Below are 21,193 nucleotides of genomic sequence, written 5' to 3'. Positions count from 1 at the left end.
ACGCCGAACAGCGGCACCAGCGGTCCGAACAGGACCGGCGAGAGGAACTGCCCGACGTAGCCCGCGGAGGCGAGGTAGGAACTGAACTGCCCCTGCCGGTCGACGGGCGCGAGCGCCTCGATCCAGGCGAAGGCCGAGGGAAAGACCAGCCCCAGCCCCAGGCCGAACCCGACGACGGGCGGGCCGGCCGCGAGCGGCGAGTCGGCGACGGTCGCCGTCGCGAACGCGCCGAGCCACAGGACGAAGGCCGCGATCACGAGGACGTGCCGGGGCACCCGCTGGACCAGCCGGTCGTACAGCGCGGCCGAGACCCCGCCGGCCGCACCGTTGGCCGCCAGGTACAGGCTGATCGACAGCGACGAGGTCGTGCCGATGCCCGCGAGTAACTGGGGGTAGAAGACCACGATACTGTACAGGAGCGCGTTCGCCCCGAAGTAGAGCAGGTAGACACCGAGCAATGCGGGCCGTCGCCGGACGACCGCGAGGACGCCCGCCAGCCCGCCGCGGGAGTCGTCGCGGTCCGGGTTGCCGTCGCCAGGATTCCCACCGTCCCCCGCGTTCCCGTCGTCCCCGGCACCCCCATCGGCCGCGGCGGGGCGGCCGGATTCGGGGATCAGTGCCACTGCGAGCAGGCCGAGCGGGAGCGCGATCAGGTAGACGCCGAAGGGGAGTTGCCAGGAGACGGTGCCGAGCGCCCCGCCGACCAGCGGCCAGACGGCCGCGCCGGCGCTGTTGGCCCCGCTACGCAGGCCCAGCGCCCGGTCCATCCGCTGGCCCTCGAAGCGCTGGTAGATCAGCACGGTGATCCCGGTGTAGACGAATGCCACGCCGACGCCCAGCACCGCCCGGGAGAGCAGGAGCGGGCCGAACGCGTCGATCACCAGTCCCGCGCTCCCGCCGACGGCGTACAGCAGGAGGCCGGCGACGAACGGGCGGCGCGGCCCCACCCGGTCGATGAGCGCGCCCGCGACGGGACTCACGAGGACGATCAACGCGCCGTGGGTCGTGATGATGAGCCCGGCCTGCGACTCCGAGACGCCCAGTCCGTCCTGAATGGCCGGGACGACGGGACCGAGAATCGCGCCGGCCATCACGGTCAGCGTGGCCGCGGCGACGACGATCCACAGCGTCGCACGCGTGCCCGACGAGTCCGTCATCGGCCGGAGTTGGTGCGCCCGGGTCTACGTGGTTACGGTTCCCCTCCGGGAAGCCAGTCGCGCCACCGGGGCCAGTCGGTGCGGCCGAACAGGTAGCCGAACACGAGGCCGAAGGCGAGCGTGAACAACGGGAGCAGGAGTTCCGGACCGGCCGGTCCGGAGGAGTAGAACAGCACGGAATCGACGGGTTCCATACTAGCCAGTCCCAGCGGTCGCGTTGTCAACCTTTTTCCACGGACTGGTCCTCGCCCGCGTCTGTAACGCTACGGGGACACCTCGTCCGGGCTCTCGGTGAGCGGTTCGTCGGGGTCGGGGTTCGCGTCGGTGTCGGACTCGTCGTCGTGGTCCGGGTGCGCGTCCGGGTCTCGACCGCGCAGCCAGCTGCGTTTCACCCCACGGGCGAGCAACAGGAGCGTCAGCAGGACGTACCCGAGCAACACGGCCGGCAACGTGGCGTCCGACCGGTCGAGCGAGGGGGCCAACAGCGTCGGATCGGTCGGGATCGGCGACGACATGACAATTACCCATCCGGTTCTGCGAGGGGTAAGACTGACCCCCGATATTGACGGGTACCTACGAGGGGTGGGATACCGGCGCCCGGCCAACCCTGTCAGCGACTGCGGGACCGAACCGTTTTCCGGGACCGCGACAGTTGCACGGGTATGCGAACACTCGCGTTCGACGGCCGGATGGGGGCCAGCGGCGACATGCTGCTGGGGGCACTGCTCGCGGCCGGTGCCGACCGCGACGCCCTCGCGCCCGTCGAGGACGCCGCGAGCCTCGACGTGACCTACGCGGTCCGGACCGTCGAGAAGACCGGGATCAGCGCGACCGCGGTCGACGTGCTGTTGACCGGCGACGGGACCGACGGCGACCACCACGACCACCATCACCACGACCACACCGGCGACGGCACCCACGACCACTCGCCGGACGCCGAACACGGCCACGGCGAGGACGACGACGGGAGCGACGAACACGCCCACGCGCACGACGGCCACACCCACGCCGAGGGTCACGGCCCACACCGCACGTACGCGGAGGTCGTCGAGATCGTCGACGGACTGGACCTGCCCGCCCGCGTCGCGGCCGACGCACGCGCGATCTTCGAGATTCTCGGGGAGGCCGAGGCCGCCGTCCACGGCACGGACCTCGACGACACGCACTTCCACGAGGTCGGCGCGGACGACGCCATCGCGGACGTGGTCGGGGCCTGCCTGTTGCTCGACGACCTCGGCGTGGACCGGGTCGTCACGACGCCGCTCTCGACCGGCGGCGGCGAGGTGGCGATGAGCCACGGGACCTACCCCGTCCCGACGCCCGCCGTCGTCGAGATCGCCGAGCGCGCCGACTGGGCGCTCCGTGGCGGCCCGGTCGACGCCGAACTCCTCACCCCCACAGGTGCAGCGATCCTCGCGCACGTCGCCGAGGGCGTCGACCGCCTCCCCTCGCTCCGGGTCGACACGTCGGGGTACGGGGCCGGGGGCTACGATTTCGACGATCACCCCAACGTCCTCCGGGCGGTGGTCGGGGACGGCGGTGGCGGCCTCCAGCGCGACGAGATCACCGTGCTGGAGACCAACCTCGACGACGCACCCCCGGAAGTGCTGGGCGGCCTGCAGGACCGCCTCGCCGACGCGGGCGCGCGGGACGTGTCCATCGTCCCGCTGACGATGAAGAAATCGCGGCCCGGTCACCTGGTGAAGGTGATCGTCAAGCCCGAGGACGCGGATCGGGTCGCCCGGCGACTGGCCGAGGAGACCGGGACGCTGGGCGTCCGGGAACACGGTGCGGGCCACCGCTGGGTGGCCTCCCGCGAGATGGAGACCGCGACGGTGACGGTCGCTGGCGAGACCTACGACGTGGCCGTGAAAGTCGCCACCGACGCCGAGGGAACGACCTACGACGTGAGCGCCGAGTACGACGACGCGCTGGCGGTCGCCCGGGAGACCGACCTGCCGGTCCGTGAGGTGATGCGGCGCGCGGAGGCGGCCGTCCGCGACGAAGGCGGCGGAACGGATTAGCCGTCGCCGTCAGTTCCGTCGTCCCCGCGGTGTTCGGCCAGCGCCTCCGCGATGGTCAACTCTCCCACCGCGACCCGGCGGGCCAGGTCCTCGTCGATGGCCCGGTTGGTCGCTGACTGTTCGCGGGACTGCTCTTTGATTCGCTTGAGTTCGCCGGCAGTGGGTTCGATATCGCGTGACTCGACTTCCTCGCCCTCGATCCGGGCGATGTTGACCGCCGCGAGTACGTCGCCCATGCCGCGCGCGCCGGTGCCCAGATACGGCGTCGTCCCGGTCTCGTCGACGAGTTCGACCGGCACGTCCGGCAGGTCGTCGATGATCCGCGCGCCGGTCATCCGTGCGCCGTCGCCGATGCGGATCAACGGATCGGCGGCGTCCTCACACTCGTCGGCCACCACCTCGGCAGTCTGGGCGGCCGGGACGTGAAACGCCGCGACCACGCTGTCCCCGACGGTGACCGCGATGCCGGGGCGGTCGCCGGGGTCGATCCCGATCACGGTGCGGCCGTCGCCGCCCCGGAGGACGGCCAGCACGTCCTCGACGGCCCGTCGCGGGTCGTCGGGATCGGCGGTCACGACGGGGACGGTCACGTCGAGGTCGGCGTCGGGTCCGGTGACGACGACCGACGCGCGGTCGGGGAGGTCCTCGTCCGGTTCGACGGTGGTGAAGGGGACGCCGCGGTCGCGGAGCTCGTTGACCACGCCGTGGTACACCTCGAAGTCCGCGGTCGCGACGACGATCACACCGTCACTTGGCAGGCCGGCGTCTTAGTCCCATCCAACCGCAACCGCTTTGAGGCGAGGTCCGAATCCCCGGGCATGGACGTGGAGTTCGAGGCCGGGCCGCCCGACGCCCTGCGCCGGCGGGTGACGATCCTGACCGGGATTCCGGCCCTGCTGGCGACGGTCGTCGGAACGCTCGGTCCGTTCGTCGTCGACGTGCCGGGACTCACGAACCTCATCTTCGTCGGCGGCGTCTGGCTCCTGCTCAGTTGGCTCGTCGGCCATCGCGACGGCTACCGCCTCTCCGAGACGGGCGTCCGGCGCGACGGCCGGCTCCGAACCCGCACCTACGACTGGGACGACTTCGAGGGGTACGCGGCCAGCGACGAGGCGATGACGCTGTACCGGTCCGGGCCCTGGCCGGCAGTCCGATTCTCGCTGACCGACGTGGAGGACCCCCAACGGGTGCGCGAGGTCGTCGCCGACAACCTGTCGGCCGCGTAGCCCGCCGGAACCCCCAAAGGATTTGCCCGTGTCAGTCGAACGAACGGATATGCACGAGACGGTCCACCAGCCCGCCCTCCAGTCCCCGGACCGGCCCGACACGGTCTTTTCGCTCGTGGCGGCCCTGTACGTCGCCCTGCTGGTCTCGCCAGCCGTCGTGTTCGCCGCATCGGTCACGTATCCGCTCGGTGCGGGTGCGCTGTACATCGCCCTGCTCGCAGTGCTGACCGCCATCACGGCCGCAGGCACGGTGGCGGTCGGTCGAGTGCGTGGCGTCGCCGAACGACTCGGCGCGTCCCGCGTCGCCCGCGGACTCGCCGTCCTGCCGGTACTCGGGATGGTCGGGTACGGCGTCGCCGCGGCCGGCGTCGACGCCCCGGGAACCGACGGCGTCGCCGCCGCCGGAATCGTCCTGTCGGGCGTCGGAATCGCCACGGGGATGGCCCTCGTCGCGATGTCCCGAACGCGATACGCGAAGGCCGTCGTCGACGAGGACGCGGTCCGGGCGGCGTGGAAAGCCGGCTGGCCCCAGCCGCTCCGGACGCGAGTCCAGGTCGGTGCCCTGACCCTCTATCTGGCCGGGGCGGCCCTTCTGTTCGGCGGCGAGTTCGTCGGCCTCGGCGCGTACGAGTGGATCGGCGCGCTGGCGTTCGTTCCGGGCGGTGCCGGTCTCGGCTGGGGACAGCCCCGCTCGTACCGACTCGCTCCGGCCGGAATCGAACGGAGCAACTACGTCCACCGCCGCCTCTACGGATGGGAGCGTTTCGCGTCGTTTTCCGCGAGCGAGGACGCGGTCGTTCTGTACCGCGAGTCGTGGTGGCGACCCGCCTTCCGCTGCTGGCGCGAGGAGATCGACGACCCGGACGCGTTGATCGACGCGCTCGACGACCACCTGCCGCGGGCGTGAGCCGCGAGTGGGAGTGTTTTTGGGGGGTGACGCCCAACCTCGGCACGTGAGCGAGCCGATTCCGACCGGCTGTGGGGCCGTCGACGAGTTGCTGGGCGGCGGCTTCGAGCGCGGCGTCGTCACGCAACTGTACGGACCGCCAGCCGCCGGCAAGACGAACCTCGCTCTCTCGGCGGCCGTCGAGACCGCGGCCCGCGGTGAGTCGGCCCTCTTTATCGACACCGAGGGGATCTCAGTCGACCGGCTCGAACAGCTGGCCAGCGCCCGCACCGACGACGTGGACGACCTGGCCTCCCGGATCATCGTCTCGGACGTACTGGACTTCGACCAGCAGGGCGAGGCCGTCCGGGACGCCGAGGAGTTCGCCGAGCAGGTGGAGTTGATCGTCCTCGATTCGGCCACCGGCTTCTACCGGATCAAACGGACCGAGGACGACGAAGCTGGCGACGCGTTGCGGACAGTGGCCAGTCAGGTGACCCACCTGCTCTCGCTGGCCCGGAAACACGACATCGCGGTCGTCATCACCAATCAGGTGTTCACCGACCCGGACAGCGACCGCGCGCGACCGCTGGGCGGGCACACCCTGACCCACTGGTCGGGCGTCGTTCTCCGACTGGAGCGGTTCCGGGGCGGGAACCGCCGGGCGACGCTGGAGAAACATCAGGCCAAGCCGGCGGGCGACTCGGTGCAGTTCAAGATCACCGGCGAGGGACTGCAGAGCGTCGAGGACGTGCCGTAGCGGTCGGTTGTCGTCGAGCGCTATCGTCCGCGGCGCTCCGCGCCGCGATCACCGTCAGAGCGACGCTCTGACGAGCCCCCACTCGTTCCCTGCGGTCACTCGCGGGGATCCCGGAACTCGCGCCAGTGGCGCGAGTTCCGCAGTTTTTCCCCAAGTTTTTGGAAGAGGGGGGTGCGCTCGGCGCACCCCCCTCTTGTAAAAAGTGGGTGTTAGTAAATGAGGGCGTCGTCGTTCTCGACCATGTACAGCGTGCGCGCGGCGATGTTGACGGCGTGGTCGCCGACGCGTTCGAGGTCCCGCACGGTCAACAGGAGTCGGGAGACTTCGGTCATGAACGTCTCGATGTCGTCCTCGTCGATCCCCTCGCGTTCGTCGAGTTCGGTCTCGATGAGGTCGCGGACGACGGTCTCGGAGGCGGCCTCGCAGTGGGCGTCGATGTCGTCGTCGCGCTCGGCGATCTCGAAGCAGTCCTCGGGGTCCTGCGCGGCGTAGGCGGCCATGGCGTCCTCGACCATATCGAGGGTCTCGTCGCCGATGGACTGGATGTCCACGTCGGGGAACACGTCGCGTTCGGCCTCCAGCGCGTACTCCCCGAGGTTCGTGGCGAGGTCGCCGATCCGTTCGAGGTCGGTGATGATCTTGAACGAGGCGGCGATGAATCTGAGGTCCCCGGCGACCGGTTGCTGGAGTGCAAAGAGGTCGATACAGTCCTGCTCAAGATCGAGATAGAGTTCGTTGATCTCGTGGTCGCCCTCGATGACCTCGCGGGCCAGGTCTTCGTCTTTCCGTTCCAGTGCATCGAGTCCCATCCGGAACCGTTCGAGGACGACTTCGCTCATGTAGAGGACGTCGTCCTCCAGTTCCTCCAACTGCTCCTGGTAGTCTTTCCGAGGCATATTGCCCCCGTGACTGCCTGCACAAAAGTGCCTTTCGTTCGTCTATATACTCTCAATAGTCGACAATAGGACAGATCCGCGAGGGTGGCACCCCGTGAGCAGCGAGGCGCTCAGTAGATCAGGGCGTCGTCGTTCTCGGCCATGTACAGGGTGCGCGCGGCGATGTTGACGGCGTGGTCGCCGATGCGTTCGATGTCGCGGATCGTCAGGAGGACACGGGTGACATCGGTGAGCAGCGGTTCCAGTTCGTCGGCATCGGGATCGCGATCGACCAGGTGACGGATCACTTGCTGAGCGACCCGCTCACAGCGGCCGTCGAGATCGTCGTCACTGTCGGCTATCGCCCGACATCGTGTCGAATCGCCTTTCTCGTAGGCGGTCAGTGCGTCGTCGAGCATGCCGACGGCGGTCGTGCCGAGATCGATGAGACCGAGATCGGGGAACGTCTCGTCCTCGGCGGAGACGACGTACGCCGCGAGGTTCGCGGCGAGATCGGCGATCCGTTCGAGGTCGGTGAGAATCTTGAACGAGGCCGCGACGAATCGGAGGTCGCCCGCAACCGGCTGCTGGAGGGCGAAGAGGTCGATACAGTCCTGTTCGAGGTCGAGATACCGCTCGTTGATTTCGGAGTCTGCGTCGGCGATTCGGGCGGCGACGGACACGTCGTGGCTGTCGAGGGCAGTGATGGCTTTCCGGAGCCGAGTCGATACCACATCACCGAGCCGGACGACGTCGTCCCGGAGCGCGTCGAGTTCGCGCTGAAACTCGTCGCGGGCCATCCGTCACCCGAACTTGCCGGTGATGTAGTCCTCGACGCGCTGGCTTTCGGGGTTCTCGAAGATCTTGTCGGTGTCGTCGTACTCGACGAGTTCCCCGCCGGTGAGGAACACGGCGGTCTGATCGGAGATCCGCGCGGCCTGCTGCATGTTGTGGGTGACGATGACGACCGTGTAGTCCTCGGCCAGATCGGTGACCAGGTCCTCGATCTTCGAGGTGGCGATGGGGTCCAGTGCCGAGGCCGGTTCGTCCATCAGGATGACTTCGGGGTCGACAGCCAGACAGCGGGCGATACAGAGACGCTGCTGTTGCCCACCGGAGAGACCGAGGGCGTTGTCGTCGAGGCGGTCGTTGACCTCCTCCCAGAGCGCGGCCTGGCGCAGCGAGCGCTCGACCAGTTCGGCCTCTTTCTCGGAGTCGTCACGGCCGAACAACCGCGCCAACAGTCCCTTGTTGATCTCGCCGTGTTTGCGCGGCCCGTAGGAGATGTTGTCACGGATGGACTTGGGGAAGGGATTGGGCGACTGGAACACCATGCCGATGCGCTTGCGGAGTTCCACGAGGTTCGTGTTGGGGTCGTAGATCTCCATCCCGTCGAGTTCGACCGAGCCATCGATGCGAGCGGCCTTGATCCGGTCGTTCATGCGGTTGAGACACCGGAGATAGGTGGACTTCCCACAGCCCGAGGGGCCGATGAGCGCGGTGACGCTCTCCTCGGGTATCTCCATCGAGACGTCTTTCAGCGCGTGATCGTCGCCGTACCAGACGTTCAGATCCTCGACGGAGAGTTTCGCGGGGCCGTCGAACCGATAGTCGGTCCACTCGTCGCGGATCTGCTCTTCGCTCTCGCCGGCCGTCGTGGTGGTCGAGGTCTCGACCCCGGTGGTCGCACCCAGTTGGCTGTCGGTACTCGTGTCGGTGCTGACGTTCGTGTCTGTATCCGTGTCCGTGTCGCCGATCTGATTATTCATAGTTGATCTTCCTCCTGAAGTAGGTCCGCGCAGTGATCCCGACGGCGTAGAACGACAGGACGACCACGAGCAGCATGAACGCGGTGGCCCAGCCCTTCGACGTCGAACCGCTGACGCCGGCGGTGATGATCCCCCACACCTGAGTCGGGAGCGCCGCGGAACTGTTGAGCAACGCCTCGTTCGTGATGAACGGCGGTGACGTGGTGAACGCGAATCCGCCGAGCACGTCGATGGCGTTCGTCGCGTTGATCTCCGATCCGAGCACGAGGATGAGCGGCGCGGTCTCGCCAGCGATGCGGCCGACACCGAGGATGACCCCGGTCACGACGCCGGGCATCGCTGCGGGAATCACGACGCTCCTGATCGTCGTCCACCGGTCGACGCCCAGTGCGGCGCTGGCGTCACGGTACTCGTCGGGGACCGACTTGATCGCTTCGCGACTCGTGATGACCACGAGCGGGAGCAGCATGAACGCGAGCGTCAACTGGGCGGCCAGCAACGACAGGCTGTTACCCAGTCGCGGGATCAAAAACGCCGCACCGAACAGCCCGAACACGATGCTGGGTGTACTCCAGAGCGCGTTGGTCGCCGTCTCGACCACCTCGGTGAATCGCCCCTGTTCCGCGTATTCGGTGAGGAACACCGCCGCCCCGAGACCGAGCGGGACCGCGAACAGCGATGCTCCGATGACGATCCAGATCGTCCCGACGATGGCCGGGTAGATTCCGCCGGGCGCCTGTCCGAGCGGAATCGATCCCTGAAGCACGGTCGGCCAGGAGAGCGATCCCTGAATCCCGACTTCGACCGGTCCGACGGCGAAGGTCGTTTCGCTCGTGGCCGCGACGTGGAGGCCGATCAGGGTGACGAAACCGGCAGCGGCCGTGAGTGCGAGGGTCACTTCGTCGCCGAGTATCCGCCGCCTGAGGGTGTCGGTCGTCGACCGGCGTGCCCGTGCGACGAACGCGGCGATACAGAGCGACACGACGGCCGCGACCAGCGCCACCGTCGGGACCGCCGCGATGGGGCCGATTTTGGGGTCCGAAACGGCCGTCCACTCGAGGACGATTACCGCGAACAACAGGGCGACGCCGCTGAAGAGCCCGACGTTGAGTAGCTGTGCGTTCTCGTGTGCGCGCTCGGCGAGGCTCCCCGCTCCGGTCAGCAGCGCCCCGAGTGGGATGAGTACGAGCGCGGCGACACCGGCGGCCCCGAGCGTCGCCAGGCCGAGTCCGACCGTGGGCCCGATCGGGATACCACCAGGGGTCGGTCCGATACCCACGAACACCAGGCTCAACAGGACCAGCAGGCCGATTGCGGCCGGCACGGCCTGGCGCACGAGGGAGAGTCGTTCGTACTCGATGCCCACGTCCCGGAGGCTCCCGTACCGGCGAAGGAAGTACGTGAACAGGAGCGTACCGGAGACGATTACGAGCAGATTCCCGACGGCCAGCGACGGGGTCACCCGGAACGCCGTGTCGAGCATGACAGTGCTCCTGTCGACGAGGATCGCGTACTGGTACGGAATCTCGAACGGCGAGCCGGTGACGATGATGCCAAGCAGCATCGCGGCGAGCGATCCGACGGCCGCGAGTGGGAGGACCCGGAAGAACTGCCGGGCGGCCGAGTGCCACTCGTCGGTTCCTGCCGGGGCTCTCGCACGCTGGACCGTCAGGACCAGAAGCGGTGTCAGCACGACCAGCAGTGAGAGCGCTCCGACGGAGAAGCCGTGGAACGCCCAGCCGACGCCCTTGACCGCGACGAAGACCACGATAGCGGCCATGATCGCGACCATCAGGAACGCGTTGAGGTTGATCACGAAGAAGGCACCGTACTGTCGACCCCGGGCACCGAAGTCGGCGCGACACTTCGCCGCCGACCAGCTCGCCAGCAACGACCCGAACAGCACGAACACCGGGATGACCGATCCCCCGGTGAACCCACCGCTGAGATTCTCCGGGGTCCACTGCCAGCCAACTCCGATGACCGCCGTCGCGATGGTCGCACCGAGGATACCGATGATCAGCGCCGGGGGCACCGTCGATCCGATATCTTCGCGGGGGGAGACCGTCAGCACGACGAAGCCGACACCGAACACGAGACTGCCGAGCGCCCACAGCGGGACGCCCGCGATGGCCCCGGGCACACCAGGGAGGGAGGCGACGATAACGGCACCGATGGCCGCACCGAGCAGACCGAACACGATACCCGCGAGCAGGCCCGCGCTCATGCTCGGGTCCGTCTCGACGAATCCGAACCGTGAACCGCCCCCAGCGGCGACGAGGAGTCCGGCCTCGACGACCATGACTAGACCGAGCATCGTCGCCAGCGAGACCGGCAGCGCGGCGGCCGCCACGGCCAGGCCTATCAGGCTCACGAGCAGGCCGAGCGCGACGCCCCGAACCCGCTGTGACGTGATGGGGACGACGTTCGCGTAGGAAAACACGGCGACGATTCCGACGCCGCCCGCGACGACACCCAGGAGGACGCCGAAGAAGGTCACCAACTCCATCCCGGTGGCCGCCAGCGGAACGCCGTCGGCGAACGTGATCATCCCGACGACGAAGGTGGTGATACTGAGGGCGATCGCGACGTCCATCGCCCGGTCGTAGAGGTTCGACTCCGCGCTGACGAGGTCGTTCTCGTGTGCGTACCCTTCGCTCATTGTTGGCCCTGCAGTTTCCGGTTGATACGTCGTTCGACGTACTGTGAGATGACACTCATGCCGGCGACGATGACGAACAGCATGACGCCGGCGACGAACAGCACGTCCAGCGTACTCTCGGTGGCGCTCCCGTAGTTGTGCGCGATGGCGCTGGTCAGCGTCGAACTCGCGTCGAACATGTCGAACAGCGGCACCGTGGGCTGGACGACGGCACCCAGGATCGCCGCGACGGCCATCGTCTCGCCGATGGCCCGTCCCAGACCGAGGATGATCGCCGCCGAGATGCCCGACGAGGCCGCGGGCACGGAGATGCTCTTCATGCTCTGCCAGCTCGTCGCGCCCATGGCAGCGGACCCGTCACGCATCGCGTCCGGGACGCTCGACAGGGCGTCTTCGGAGACGGAGACGACGGTCGGCAGTGCCATGACCCCGACGACCAGGCCGGCGATGAGGAAGCTGGCCCCGTCGTCGAGGAACGACTTCTGGATGAATCCGTTCAGTACTTTGAATCCGATGAACCCGTACACGATAGAGGGGATACCGGCGAGGATCTCGACACCCGGTTTGATCACTTCCCGGAGCCGGTCGCTCGCGACCTCGGCGATGAACAGCGCCCCGAGTACGCCCAGCGGCGCGGCGATGAGTCCCGCGATCGTGGTGACGATAACAGTCGCCCAGATGAGCGGAATTAGCGAGTAGACGCCCGCACGCGGGTTCCAGATCGTCTCGGCGGCTGGCAAGACGAGATCGAGCCAGAAGAACCACTGGGGCCCAGATTCCAGAATCGGGATGGTCAGGAGATCGATCCCATGGGCGGTAAAGGCGGGGAACGCACTGATGAAGAGGTAGACAGTGATTAACGTCACCGTGAGGACTGTGAGGATCGTCGCGACCAGCGTCAGCAGTCGCGCGATCTCCGCCTGGTGGGTCCGCCACCCGAACGCGGTCACGACGACGAACGCGGCGAGTACGGGGAGCGCGAACCCTGGCGCGAGGAAGATGCAGAGCAGCGACGCAACCAGAGAGAGCACCGACAGCCCGACCGTCCGTAGCGCTCCCTCGGATGGGTCCTCACCGAGTATCGCGTCCTGTACCTCCGCCGTGACTGAGCTGAGCATTTAGGTTACCACCACGTATGCTGCTGTATACTTTAGCTGTTTTCTAATTCTATCGATTCGGTGCAACCGTTCTCTAAAAAACAGTCAGGAGACCTCAGGACTGCGACGGGAGCTTGTCCTTCTGTTCTTTCTGCCGGCGGGCCCCGAGCTTGAAGTAGTTGTTCGGGCCGACGAAGGTGTCCTGCCCGAAGTCGTGCAGAACCATGTTGATGACCGCGGCTTCCTGCTTGGACGTGCCGTCCCACGTGTAGCAGTGCAGGTCACGCGAGAGTGGGTACTTCTTCGAGTCCAGGCCGTTCTGGTCGTCCTGGTACTTGTACGTCGTTCCTTCCCACTCCAGCGCGACGGGCGAGAGCCCGTCGGTGTCGACGAACGCGAGCGCGAGGTAGCTGATCGCGTTGTCGGCCTGCGCGACGGCGGACGCGAGTTGCTGGTTCTGGCCGTAGCGGTTGGCGACCGTGGTGTTTGCCTTGGGATCGCCGAAGACGTTGCTCACGAAGGAGGTGCGCGTCCCCGAGCCCTTGACGCGGCCCAGCACCTGGACGTCTCTGTCCGGCAGGCTGCTGTCGATCTCCGACCACGTGCTGATGCGGCCCTTGTAGAGGTCCTTGAGCTGCTGGCCCGTGATCTTGCTGAGGCCAGCGTCGGCGATCTCCTGGGAGACGACCAGCGGCTGGCCGTCGACGCCGACCACGTGGTCGATGAACTTCTCGTAGGAGTCACGCTCCGGGAGCTCGTCCTCGACGTTCCCCGAGGAGTTCCCGATGTCGTACTGGCCGTTCTTGACCTTCTCGACGCCGGTCCCGGAGTGGGACAGGCCGACGGTGAAGGGGAACGGCGGCTGACCTTCCGAACCAGCCTCGAAACCGTAGAGGCCAGCCCAGTAATCGGCCAGGTTCTTGTCCGTGTTGATGTTGTACTCGCCGTGGGGCCAGTACTCTGTGTCGGAGGCCGGGCGGTTCCCCTGCCAGTAGGACGCCGCGGTGTTCATGATCGGGTAGACGGTCGAGGACCCACCCGAGGTCAGCGTCCCCGGACCGTCGCTCCCACTGCCGTCCCCACCACCGATACAACCGGCGAGGGCTGTCCCTGCGATCCCTGTTCCCGCTGCCGCCACGAACTTCCGGCGCGAAAGGCCAGAGTCTGATTCGTGCGTCATCATCAAATACGGATAGGCAGATGGATAAATACCCTACTATTACTTTTACCCCTAGATCTATTATCTATATAGAGTTACGTATTACTACACTCCTACCGGCCGCTACTCGCCGGTTGTAGCTCCTCTATCCGCGTGTTCGAACACGAGCGGGTGCCGAGGTCGGACCACCACCGGTCGAACGTGACATCCGATACCGACGGTTCGGGGTCCGTATGCATTCTGGATCTGCCGACAAAGTACTTATCGCGCCCACATGGGTTATTCGACCAACCATATATAGACATGGATTGATTTATTGGGGAGAAGTCAGAAGGACGGGTATGGAGACGCGCAAGGTGCAGGTCACGGGCGGGTCGACGTACACCGTGTCGCTCCCCAAGGACTGGGCGACAGAGAACGACGTGAGCGCTGGGAGCGTCGTCGAGTTCCACGCCGAAGACGATTCGCTCCTCCTCTCGCCGAAGACGAGCGACGAGCGCACGGAGGGGACCCTCGACGTGAGCGGGCTGGAAGGCGACCAGCTCACGCGCGCAGTGATGACGATGTACGTCAGCGGCTTCGACATCATCAGGCTGGAGACGCCCCGGGTCAGTGCCCAGCAGCGCCGGACCATCCGCCAGGCCACGCAGGGACTGGTCGGGCTGGAAGTGATCGAGGAGACCAGCGAGCGCGTCGTGTTGCAGGACCTGCTCGACTCCTCGGAGCTGTCGGTCCACAACGCCATCACGCGCATGCGGCTGGTCGCGCTCACGATGCTGTCGGACGCGGTCGATGCCCTCGTGGAGAACGACGACGACCTCGCACACGACGTGCGCGAGCGCGACGACGACGTGGACCGGCTCTGGTACATGATCTCCCGGGTGTTCCGATCCGTCCTTCGGGACCCGACCGCGGCCTCCCAGATCGGCCTCCCGCGGGAGACCTGTTTCGACTACCAGTCCAGCGCCCGCCAACTGGAGCGGATCGCCGACCACGCCTCGAAGATCGCCCGGCTGGCGCTGGAGATCGGCGACGTGCCCGAGGACATCGGCGAGGGACTGTACGGACTCCGCGAGGAGGCGCTGGCGGTGCCCGAGACCGCGATGGACGCCTTGCTGGAAGACGACGCCGACGAGGCGACTCGACTGGCCACGGAGGCTCGCTCGCGCATCCGCCCCATCGACGACAGCGCCCGCGAGATCGACGACCTCATCCACCAGATGGACTCACAGACCGCGCAGGTCCTGGGGCTGGTCGTGGACTCGCTCTCCCGGACCGCCGACTACGGCGGCAACATCGCGGAAAGCGCACTGCAGAAAGCGGCACCGCGACCCTGATCAGGCCGTCGTCGCCGTCGATTCGTCCTCGTAAGAGACCTCGACCCCGTCCGCGACCGGTTTGATGAGGTACCGACCGGATCGGCCCTGCTTCACCGGGGTGAAGTCCGCGAGGAAGTTCGTCCGCTGGTTCGCGCGGATCTCGAACTGCTGGTTGAACTTCAGCGGTGCGTTCCCGGGCGTCCGGACGGTGGCCTCGCCGCCGTCTGCGAGGCTCGCGTCGACGACCTCGCCGACGACGAGTTTGAGATAGGCGTACTCGCCGGTCTCCAGTTCCGTCTCGTCGATCAGCGAAGTGTCGCCGTCGGCCAACTCGGTGAGATCGACTTCGGTGTCCTCGATGTCGATAGTGCGTTCCTCGTCGTCCTCGTCGTCGGACGCCGTGCCGGTCCCGGTCGCCGTATCGTCCGCGTCAGTTCCGTCGTCGGCCCGTGTCGTCCGGAGCGCGGTGAGTCGGAGGACCAGCGTGTCGAAGTCGTCGATGTCGCTGGGCTGGTCGGTCACGCTGGTCGCGAGTGTCCCGGTCTCGCTCTGGCTGGAACTGTCACCAGCACAGCCGGCGAGTGCGGTCCCGGCGGCGGCGATTCCTGTGGCTTCGAGGAACTGTCGTCGATCCATACCGCGACCTTCGACCCTGTCGGTAAGTGCCTGGTGGCCGTCAGAAGTCGAAATCGGCAGGAACGGCAGTGTGCCGTCCGGACGCGATCACTCGACGAGAACGCCGTTGACCTGGCCGTCCTGGCCGGGGCGGGAGGTGACGCGGACGCGACCCTCGCTCGTCTCGAGGATCGCACCCTTCGTGATGATGTTTCGGCGGGCGTAGTTGGGGTTGGCGTCGTTGGCCTCGACGTTCTCGATCTCGGCGGCGACGACCTCGCCGTCGGTGGCGACGCTGGCGGTGTCGGCCTCGATGGCGCGGATCTTCTTGGTGTTGCCGCGCTTGTCGACGAACTTCAGCTTGGCGTCGCCGACCTGTGTCTCGGTCGGCTCGTCGCCGAGTTCGTGCTTTTTCTTCTTGTGGTTCGGCCGCAGTCGGCCGCCGGTGCGCTTGCGCGGGGAACGTCCCTGGTCTTTCATACCCGAGGATTCGCAGGCGTCCACTTGAACCTCTCGACTCGCCAACGCCCGCGACGAGTCAGGCGGGCCCGTGGTCGTCGAGCGCGGCCTGGACGGCCCCGAAGTCGACGGGCGGTTCGAACTCGTCGAGCGTGTCCTCGGCCGCCGACAGGGCCTCGCCGTACTGCTCGCGCCACGCGGGCCGTGCCAGGTCGTCCAGCCGGTCGCCGAGTCGTTCCCGGCGGGATTCGAGGTCGTCGAGCCGGTCCGCGATGTCGGCGAGTTCGGCCGTCCCCTCGCCCGCACGTTCCGCCCAGGTCCGAACGTCGGCGAGTTCGGCGCGGGCGTCCGCGACGACGAGCCCGTTCACCCGCTGGCGCTGGGTCACCGCGAACCACTGGGTGGCCGGGTCGGGTTCGTCCTCGCCGATCACTTCGGGGTCTTCGAGGCGGTCGGCGGCCGCTTCGAGGTCGTCGAACGCGGCCTCGATCGCGCCGACGTCGGCGGACAGTTCGGCGACGCGGGTCTCGTGGCTGTCCAGCCAGCGCTCGAGTTCGTCTGCGTCGGTCGCGAGTTGCTGTGCGTCCCCGTGGAGCCCGTCGGCGTCCTGACCCAGATCCCGGAGGTCGCGGACGTACTCGTAGACGGATTCGCTGTACTCGCGCTGATGGACGAGTTCGTGGAGGCGGTCGGCCAGGTCCCGCGCCCGCGACTCGACGGACTCGGCGCGGGCCGCGAACCCGTCCAGCCGCGCCGCGACGGTTTCGAGGTCGGGAGCGTCCGCGGCGGCCGCCTCGGCCTCGTCGACCCGCATGGTCGCGTACTCGGCGCGGTTCTCGGCGTTCGAGACGGCCATCGACGTGTCGGATTCGAGTTCGGTGATCATGTCCTCGGAGACGATGCGGTCGATGGCGACCTCCGCGAGTACCGTCCGGACCGTCTCCTCGTCCGGGCGGTCGTCGCGGGCCGCGATCCGTTCGGCGGCCTCCCTCAGCGACAGCCCCGTCACGTCTCCTGACGCATCGTCGTCCTGTTCCATATGCGGGTGCTGTGTCGGGAGGCCGATTAGCGTTTCCGTCGACACGGGTTCCGATGGGTTTAGGACGGTCCCGGTCGCCAGACGTGACGATGAGTCTCCGGACGGCCGTCGCCGCCCCGTTCCGCCAGCAGGGCAAGACCGCGATGGGAGAGAGCGAGTTCGTCGTCGCCCTCTCACTGGATCGGGACTGGTTCACGCCCGACCAGGCCAAGCGCCTGCTCGACGTGGCCGCCGGCGAGGGGCTGGTCACCCGCGACGCGGGCGAGGTCCAGGTCGAGTTCGACCCCGACGGTGTCGACGTGCCCGAGGGGTTCGTCCCCGACGAGTCGATCCTCCAGCAGCGCTCGACGTTCGAGCGCATCCTCGACGCCGTCGTGGAGACCGGTACCGAGAAACAGGCCGCCGTCGCCGAGATCAACTCCCTCCAGGCGGATCTGGGCGTGACCGTCGAAGCCGCGGCCGTCGTCTACGCCAAACGGGAGGGCCTGGACGTGGCAGACACCGCCGAGCGCGCACTGGGTGAACTCTGATGGTCGAGGATACGATCACCGACGGCAAGCGGATCGCACAGCTGCTGGCCTCCGAGATTACGGGCCGGGAGACGGGGCCACTGGCCGCGATGACCGTCGTCGACGCCGAGCCGGACGTGGAGCCGACCGCCGACGGAGCCTTCGCCTACGGCGTCGACCGCGACGGCGAGCGCGTGGCCGACGTGGCCGTCCAGCCCGAGCGCGCGTACCTGGAACTCCGAACGGGCGTGGACGCGGGCGCGGGAGCGGCCGCCGACGCCGATCTCCGGGTACGGCCGAAGGCCGTCGAGCCACCGCGGACGCTCGTGTTCGTGGAATCCGGCGCGGCGGTGAAGGCGGCCGTGGACGTGCTGGTCGCGGCCGCCGGCGAAGATTAGAGCGAGTCGAGAATCCCGGGCAGTCGCGCGACCAGTTCCGCGCGGTCGACCGCGGCGTCGGCCGCCGCGTGTCGCCCGGGACCACCGGGATACAGCACCTGTACAGTGGCGAGACCAGCGTCGGCCGCGCCCTGTACGTCCACTTCGGGGCGGTCGCCGACGTAGACCGTCGCGGCGGGCTCGACACCCAGTTCCGCACAGATCGCCGCGAACGCCCGTTCGTCGGGTTTGCCGGTCGAGAGCGAGCCCGTGATGACGACGGCGTCGAACAGGTCGGCCCAGTCCAGCGTCTGGAGTTTGCCCCGCTGGGCGACCAGCGGGCCGTCGGTCAGCAGGCCGACGCGGTAGGACTCGCGCAGGGCCGCGAGCAGGTCCGGGACGCCCGCGACGGGTTCGAGGGCGTCCTCGATGGCCAGCCGGTAGGCCGTCGCCACGGCCTCGGGGTCGGTGTCGTCGGTCAGCAGTCGCTCGAAGATGGGGGCGCGGGTCTCGGTCGCCGCCACCTCGCCGTGGGCGTCGAGGTAGTCCGCGCGCTCGATGTCGTGGGCGTCGGCCCGGTCGGTCGCGTCGTCGAGCAACGCCTGGCGGTCGCGGTCGGTGACCGCCAGCGTGTAGTCGAGATCGAACACGACGGCGTCGAACGACGGCATTCCGTCGTCCGTAGCGGCCCGCCGGGTTTGAGTGTTCCCCAAGAGTCAAACCGGCGTTTGACTCTACGGCGAGTATTCATGTCCGTACGGCCAACGGTCGGGTGCATGCGAAAGACGATTGCCCTGGCGCTCGCCGCCGCCGTCGTCCTGACGGTCGGCGCGGCGGGCACAGTCCTCGCGATGGGTGGCACCGGCACGCAACCAGCACAGACCGCCGCCGACACCGGCGGCCAGACGATCACCGTCTCGGGCGACGGCTCGGCCAGCGCCCAACCCGATCAGGCCGTCCTCCGCTTTGCCGTGACCGCCGAGGGTGACGACCCCGCGGCGATCCGCTCCGAACTCGCCAGCGGCGCGAGCGACCTGCGGAGCGCACTCTCGGAGGCCGGCGTCGCCGACGACGCCATCGAGACCACCGGCTACAGCATCGAAGAACCGCCGCGGCGCGTACCGCCGGGTCGTGACGGCGGCGAGACCGGTCCCGAACTGCGCGGCGTCCACGTCTTCGAGGTCACGCTCGACGACACCGACCGCGCGGGCGCAGTCGTCGACGCGGCGGCCGGCGCGGGCGCGGAAGTCCAGTCCGTCCAGTTCACGCTGGCGGCCGACACCCGCGAGGACCTCCGGAACCAGGCGCTGGAAAACGCGATGGAGAACGCTCGCGGCCAGGCCGACACGCTCGCCAGCGCAGGCGGGCTGTCGGTGACCGGCGTCGCCAGCATCGACGCGACGGGCACGAACTACCGCCCCGTCGCCTACGACGCCGAACGGGCCCAGGCGGCCAGCGGCGGGACGGCCATCGAGACCGGCGACGTGTCCGTCTCGACGTCCGTGCGGGTCGTCTACGAGGCGAGCGACCAATAGGAAGCTTGTAGTGAGTCCCGGGCCAGCGCCCGGTAATGACCTTCTTCGACCGGCTGGCCGACCGCATCGAATCGGTCGACAGCGTCGTCTCCGTCGGCCTCGATCCCGACATGGACCGACTCCCCGAACACCTGCTGGACCGTGACCTCCCGCGGTGGGCGTTCAACCGCCGGATCATCGACGCGACGCACGAACACGCCGCCTGCTACAAGCCCAACGCGGCCTTCTACGAGGACCCCGACGGCTGGCGCGCACTGGAGGAGACCATCGCCTACGCCCACGGGAAGGACGTGCCCGTCCTGCTCGACGCGAAACGGGGCGACATCGGCAACACGGCCCGCCAGTACGCCGACCTGCTCGACCGCGCGGACGCCATCACCGCCAACCCCTACATGGGCCGGGATTCGCTGGAGCCGTTCCTCGAACGCAGTGAGGCGGGCGTGTTCCTGCTCTGTCGCACCTCGAATCCGGGCGGCGCGGACATCCAGAACCTCGAACTGGCTTCTGGCGAACCCGTCTACGAGCGGGTGGCCGCGCTGGCCGACACCTGGAACCGCAACGGCAACGTCGGCCTCGTCGTCGGCGCGACCCAGCCCGAGGAGTTAGCGGAGATCCGCGAGATCGTCCCCGACCTCCCCTTCCTCGTGCCCGGCGTCGGCGCGCAGGGCGGGGACGCCGAGGCCGCGGTGGAACACGGGCTGGCGGATGGGGTGGGGCTGGTCAACTCCTCGCGTGGAATCATCTTCGCCGGCGAAGATAGTGGGGCGCGAAGCGACCCGCGAGGCATGGGTGAGGATTTCCACAAGGCCAGCGGACAGGCCGCCAAGCAGCTGAAACAGCGGCTCAATCAGTTTCGGTGACTACAGGCGGCCCCCTGTCGTGTCGCGCGCCGAGAGGTGGCGATTTAGCACGCGGACGACGGCGTCCAGATCGTCTATCTCACCGCGGGAACAGCGGATCGGCCCCCTGAATCGGCGGTGGAGGACGAGGGTGTCGTCGGTGCGACTGTACCCCGACAGGCGAGACCACGGGACGGGTTTCGGAAAGTCGTCGGGATCGATCACCAGTCCGTCGGGGTATGCCTCGTACGTGCGGGACTGGGTGTTCGCGTTGAGCCAGGAGGTGAGTATCCCCCCAAGTGCCGTTCCGACGATCAGGAAGGCCGCGTCGAGGGTGAGGAGGCCCACGGCAGATCCAGCGACGATTGGAGCGCCGGCGAGGACGTACAGGGACAACTGGCGACGGGCCACACGACGAGGGGGTCGCGCGCGCCACGAGGCCGCTGGCTCCTGACCCGCCGCGATCCGGTCGGCCAGGGCGCGGTTGTCGATCAGGACGGCGACTCCCGCGAGGACGACGGCGACCACACCGAGTACCAACATCCGTACCGTGGCCGACAACTCGGGCCCGAGGGTGACGTACTCCACCCAGGCGTGTGCCAGGAAGACGGCGGCCGGAACCGAAAACAACGCGTAGTGGAGTCGAGTCCGGGCCAGCACGACGGGGAGGTCCTCCACGGTCACCGCGAGGAGGGCGACGACGGCGGCGGCGAGTCCGGCGGGCCTGGGCGCCGCCGTGACTGGTGCAACCCCGCCGGTGGGCGCGACGAACCACAGGACGACGACGGTACCGCCGTACAGGCCGAGCACGGCGGCGAGCACGATCCGGGTCGGCCACAGCCGCTCGACGGTTCGATCGAGGGACACAGCGAACGTGACAACGGAG

Annotated in this window: 24 protein-coding genes; 9 read left to right on the top strand and 15 right to left on the bottom strand. The window is 68.0% G+C overall.

Features of this window, described 5'->3' with window-relative positions; all coding sequences use genetic code 11:
* The 3 genes from ACOZ4N_RS20070 to ACOZ4N_RS20060 all read right to left on the bottom strand — a co-directional run.
* On the bottom strand, positions 1 to 1,157 hold a 1,157-nt coding region (locus ACOZ4N_RS20070; protein ID WP_424018146.1), incomplete at its 3' end, for an MFS transporter.
* 32 nt (positions 1,158 to 1,189) lie between these two features.
* Positions 1,190 to 1,351, bottom strand: a complete 162-nt coding sequence (locus ACOZ4N_RS20065) for a hypothetical protein (protein ID WP_424018145.1) — start codon at positions 1,349 to 1,351, stop codon at positions 1,190 to 1,192.
* Positions 1,352 to 1,420: 69 nt separating this feature from the next.
* Entirely contained in the window at positions 1,421 to 1,672 is a 252-nt protein-coding gene (locus tag ACOZ4N_RS20060; protein ID WP_424018143.1) for a hypothetical protein, read from the bottom strand.
* Positions 1,673 to 1,819: 147 nt separating this feature from the next.
* Between ACOZ4N_RS20060 and larC the strand changes: the two genes are divergently transcribed.
* Positions 1,820 to 3,181: a nickel pincer cofactor biosynthesis protein LarC gene (gene larC / locus ACOZ4N_RS20055; RefSeq protein ID WP_424018141.1), complete on the top strand. Its 1,362-nt coding sequence runs from the start codon at positions 1,820 to 1,822 to the stop codon at positions 3,179 to 3,181.
* Here the strand turns inward: larC and ACOZ4N_RS20050 are convergent.
* Positions 3,178 to 3,924 carry a hypothetical protein gene (locus ACOZ4N_RS20050; RefSeq protein ID WP_424018140.1) on the bottom strand — a complete coding sequence of 249 codons (747 nt, stop codon included), beginning with the start codon at positions 3,922 to 3,924 and terminating at the stop codon, positions 3,178 to 3,180. The genes larC and ACOZ4N_RS20050 overlap by 4 nt on opposite strands.
* Before the next feature lie 75 nt (positions 3,925 to 3,999).
* Between ACOZ4N_RS20050 and ACOZ4N_RS20045 the strand changes: the two genes are divergently transcribed.
* The 3 genes from ACOZ4N_RS20045 to radB are packed head-to-tail and all read left to right on the top strand — an operon-like array spanning position 4,000 to position 6,053.
* Entirely contained in the window at positions 4,000 to 4,407 is a 408-nt protein-coding gene (locus tag ACOZ4N_RS20045; RefSeq protein ID WP_424018139.1) for a hypothetical protein, read from the top strand.
* 49 nt (positions 4,408 to 4,456) lie between these two features.
* Entirely contained in the window at positions 4,457 to 5,314 is an 858-nt protein-coding gene (locus tag ACOZ4N_RS20040; RefSeq protein ID WP_424018138.1) for a hypothetical protein, read from the top strand.
* A gap of 19 nt (positions 5,315 to 5,333) precedes the next feature.
* Positions 5,334 to 6,053, top strand: a complete 720-nt coding sequence (gene radB / locus ACOZ4N_RS20035) for a DNA repair and recombination protein RadB (protein WP_424018137.1) — start codon at positions 5,334 to 5,336, stop codon at positions 6,051 to 6,053.
* A 209-nt stretch (positions 6,054 to 6,262) separates the two neighbouring features.
* Here radB and phoU (ACOZ4N_RS20030) read toward each other — a convergent pair whose 3' ends face one another.
* The 6 genes from phoU (ACOZ4N_RS20030) to ACOZ4N_RS20005 all read right to left on the bottom strand — a co-directional run bounded on the left by phoU (ACOZ4N_RS20030) (position 6,263) and on the right by ACOZ4N_RS20005 (position 13,636).
* A complete protein-coding gene (phoU, locus tag ACOZ4N_RS20030) occupies positions 6,263 to 6,949 on the bottom strand; it encodes a phosphate signaling complex protein PhoU (protein WP_424018136.1) in 687 nt (228 codons plus the stop codon).
* A 110-nt stretch (positions 6,950 to 7,059) separates the two neighbouring features.
* Positions 7,060 to 7,728: a phosphate signaling complex protein PhoU gene (gene phoU / locus ACOZ4N_RS20025; RefSeq protein WP_424018135.1), complete on the bottom strand. Its 669-nt coding sequence runs from the start codon at positions 7,726 to 7,728 to the stop codon at positions 7,060 to 7,062.
* A 3-nt stretch (positions 7,729 to 7,731) separates the two neighbouring features.
* Positions 7,732 to 8,697 carry a phosphate ABC transporter ATP-binding protein PstB gene (pstB, locus tag ACOZ4N_RS20020; RefSeq protein WP_424018134.1) on the bottom strand — a complete coding sequence of 322 codons (966 nt, stop codon included), beginning with the start codon at positions 8,695 to 8,697 and terminating at the stop codon, positions 7,732 to 7,734.
* Positions 8,690 to 11,359, bottom strand: a complete 2,670-nt coding sequence (pstA, locus tag ACOZ4N_RS20015; protein ID WP_424018133.1) for a phosphate ABC transporter permease PstA — start codon at positions 11,357 to 11,359, stop codon at positions 8,690 to 8,692. The genes pstB and pstA overlap by 8 nt, the downstream gene beginning before the upstream one ends.
* Entirely contained in the window at positions 11,356 to 12,477 is a 1,122-nt protein-coding gene (pstC, locus tag ACOZ4N_RS20010) for a phosphate ABC transporter permease subunit PstC (RefSeq protein WP_424018132.1), read from the bottom strand. The genes pstA and pstC overlap by 4 nt, the downstream gene beginning before the upstream one ends.
* Positions 12,478 to 12,571: 94 nt before the next feature.
* A complete protein-coding gene (locus ACOZ4N_RS20005) occupies positions 12,572 to 13,636 on the bottom strand; it encodes a PstS family phosphate ABC transporter substrate-binding protein (RefSeq protein ID WP_424018131.1) in 1,065 nt (354 codons plus the stop codon).
* 320 nt (positions 13,637 to 13,956) lie between these two features.
* On the opposite strand from ACOZ4N_RS20005, the gene ACOZ4N_RS20000 reads away from it, so the two are divergent.
* A complete protein-coding gene (locus ACOZ4N_RS20000) occupies positions 13,957 to 14,952 on the top strand; it encodes a PhoU domain-containing protein (RefSeq protein WP_424018130.1) in 996 nt (331 codons plus the stop codon).
* On the opposite strand, the gene ACOZ4N_RS19995 is transcribed toward ACOZ4N_RS20000, so the two are convergent.
* The 3 genes from ACOZ4N_RS19995 to ACOZ4N_RS19985 form a co-directional block, all read right to left on the bottom strand.
* Positions 14,953 to 15,570 (bottom strand): DUF4382 domain-containing protein, encoded by a 618-nt coding sequence (locus ACOZ4N_RS19995; protein WP_424018129.1) that lies wholly within the window; start codon positions 15,568 to 15,570, stop codon positions 14,953 to 14,955.
* A gap of 87 nt (positions 15,571 to 15,657) precedes the next feature.
* A complete protein-coding gene (locus ACOZ4N_RS19990; RefSeq protein WP_424018128.1) occupies positions 15,658 to 16,029 on the bottom strand; it encodes a 30S ribosomal protein S8e in 372 nt (123 codons plus the stop codon).
* 58 nt (positions 16,030 to 16,087) lie between these two features.
* Positions 16,088 to 17,047 carry a halo transducer protein gene (locus ACOZ4N_RS19985; protein ID WP_424018127.1) on the bottom strand — a complete coding sequence of 320 codons (960 nt, stop codon included), beginning with the start codon at positions 17,045 to 17,047 and terminating at the stop codon, positions 16,088 to 16,090.
* An 89-nt stretch (positions 17,048 to 17,136) separates the two neighbouring features.
* Between ACOZ4N_RS19985 and ACOZ4N_RS19980 the strand changes: the two genes are divergently transcribed.
* Positions 17,137 to 17,577: a DUF2240 family protein gene (locus ACOZ4N_RS19980; protein WP_424018126.1), complete on the top strand. Its 441-nt coding sequence runs from the start codon at positions 17,137 to 17,139 to the stop codon at positions 17,575 to 17,577.
* Positions 17,577 to 17,954, top strand: coding sequence for a hypothetical protein (locus ACOZ4N_RS19975; RefSeq protein ID WP_424018125.1), 378 nt, complete (start codon positions 17,577 to 17,579; stop codon positions 17,952 to 17,954). Before ACOZ4N_RS19980 ends, ACOZ4N_RS19975 begins: the two co-directional genes overlap by 1 nt.
* Here the strand turns inward: ACOZ4N_RS19975 and ACOZ4N_RS19970 are convergent.
* The gene (locus ACOZ4N_RS19970) at positions 17,951 to 18,604 is read right to left on the bottom strand and encodes an HAD family hydrolase (RefSeq protein WP_424018124.1); all 654 of its coding nucleotides are present in this window, start codon (positions 18,602 to 18,604) and stop codon (positions 17,951 to 17,953) included. The genes ACOZ4N_RS19975 and ACOZ4N_RS19970 overlap by 4 nt on opposite strands.
* Before the next feature lie 105 nt (positions 18,605 to 18,709).
* On the opposite strand from ACOZ4N_RS19970, the gene ACOZ4N_RS19965 reads away from it, so the two are divergent.
* On the top strand, positions 18,710 to 19,468 hold the full coding sequence (locus tag ACOZ4N_RS19965) for an SIMPL domain-containing protein (RefSeq protein WP_424018123.1): 759 nt from the start codon (positions 18,710 to 18,712) through the stop codon (positions 19,466 to 19,468).
* A gap of 35 nt (positions 19,469 to 19,503) precedes the next feature.
* Positions 19,504 to 20,328, top strand: a complete 825-nt coding sequence (gene pyrF / locus ACOZ4N_RS19960) for an orotidine-5'-phosphate decarboxylase (RefSeq protein ID WP_424018122.1) — start codon at positions 19,504 to 19,506, stop codon at positions 20,326 to 20,328.
* Here pyrF and ACOZ4N_RS19955 read toward each other — a convergent pair whose 3' ends face one another.
* Entirely contained in the window at positions 20,329 to 21,174 is an 846-nt protein-coding gene (locus ACOZ4N_RS19955; protein ID WP_424018121.1) for a hypothetical protein, read from the bottom strand. It abuts the gene before it with no gap.
* Positions 21,175 to 21,193: the final 19 nt, after the last annotated feature.

The organism is Halorientalis pallida, assembly GCF_049605515.1.
GTDB lineage: Archaea > Halobacteriota > Halobacteria > Halobacteriales > Haloarculaceae > Halorientalis > Halorientalis pallida_A.
This window is presented reverse-complemented; position numbering and strand designations above follow the sequence as displayed.

Bases quoted from the DNA above. Each gene is read 5' to 3' on its own strand.
- ACOZ4N_RS20065 (WP_424018145.1), bottom strand. From the start codon at position 1,351: ATGGAACCCGTCGATTCCGTGCTGTTCTACTCCTCCGGACCGGCCGGT.
- ACOZ4N_RS20060 (WP_424018143.1), bottom strand. From the start codon at position 1,672: ATGTCGTCGCCGATCCCGACCGATCCGACGCTGTTGGCCCCCTCGCTC.
- larC (WP_424018141.1), top strand. From the start codon at position 1,820: ATGCGAACACTCGCGTTCGACGGCCGGATGGGGGCCAGCGGCGACATG.
- ACOZ4N_RS20045 (WP_424018139.1), top strand. From the start codon at position 4,000: ATGGACGTGGAGTTCGAGGCCGGGCCGCCCGACGCCCTGCGCCGGCGG.
- ACOZ4N_RS20040 (WP_424018138.1), top strand. From the start codon at position 4,457: ATGCACGAGACGGTCCACCAGCCCGCCCTCCAGTCCCCGGACCGGCCC.
- phoU (WP_424018136.1), bottom strand. From the start codon at position 6,949: ATGCCTCGGAAAGACTACCAGGAGCAGTTGGAGGAACTGGAGGACGAC.
- phoU (WP_424018135.1), bottom strand. From the start codon at position 7,728: ATGGCCCGCGACGAGTTTCAGCGCGAACTCGACGCGCTCCGGGACGAC.
- pstB (WP_424018134.1), bottom strand. From the start codon at position 8,697: ATGAATAATCAGATCGGCGACACGGACACGGATACAGACACGAACGTC.
- pstA (WP_424018133.1), bottom strand. From the start codon at position 11,359: ATGAGCGAAGGGTACGCACACGAGAACGACCTCGTCAGCGCGGAGTCG.
- pstC (WP_424018132.1), bottom strand. From the start codon at position 12,477: ATGCTCAGCTCAGTCACGGCGGAGGTACAGGACGCGATACTCGGTGAG.
- ACOZ4N_RS20005 (WP_424018131.1), bottom strand. From the start codon at position 13,636: ATGACGCACGAATCAGACTCTGGCCTTTCGCGCCGGAAGTTCGTGGCG.
- ACOZ4N_RS20000 (WP_424018130.1), top strand. From the start codon at position 13,957: ATGGAGACGCGCAAGGTGCAGGTCACGGGCGGGTCGACGTACACCGTG.
- ACOZ4N_RS19995 (WP_424018129.1), bottom strand. From the start codon at position 15,570: ATGGATCGACGACAGTTCCTCGAAGCCACAGGAATCGCCGCCGCCGGG.
- ACOZ4N_RS19990 (WP_424018128.1), bottom strand. From the start codon at position 16,029: ATGAAAGACCAGGGACGTTCCCCGCGCAAGCGCACCGGCGGCCGACTG.
- ACOZ4N_RS19985 (WP_424018127.1), bottom strand. From the start codon at position 17,047: ATGGAACAGGACGACGATGCGTCAGGAGACGTGACGGGGCTGTCGCTG.
- ACOZ4N_RS19980 (WP_424018126.1), top strand. From the start codon at position 17,137: ATGAGTCTCCGGACGGCCGTCGCCGCCCCGTTCCGCCAGCAGGGCAAG.
- ACOZ4N_RS19975 (WP_424018125.1), top strand. From the start codon at position 17,577: ATGGTCGAGGATACGATCACCGACGGCAAGCGGATCGCACAGCTGCTG.
- ACOZ4N_RS19970 (WP_424018124.1), bottom strand. From the start codon at position 18,604: ATGCCGTCGTTCGACGCCGTCGTGTTCGATCTCGACTACACGCTGGCG.
- ACOZ4N_RS19965 (WP_424018123.1), top strand. From the start codon at position 18,710: ATGCGAAAGACGATTGCCCTGGCGCTCGCCGCCGCCGTCGTCCTGACG.
- pyrF (WP_424018122.1), top strand. From the start codon at position 19,504: ATGACCTTCTTCGACCGGCTGGCCGACCGCATCGAATCGGTCGACAGC.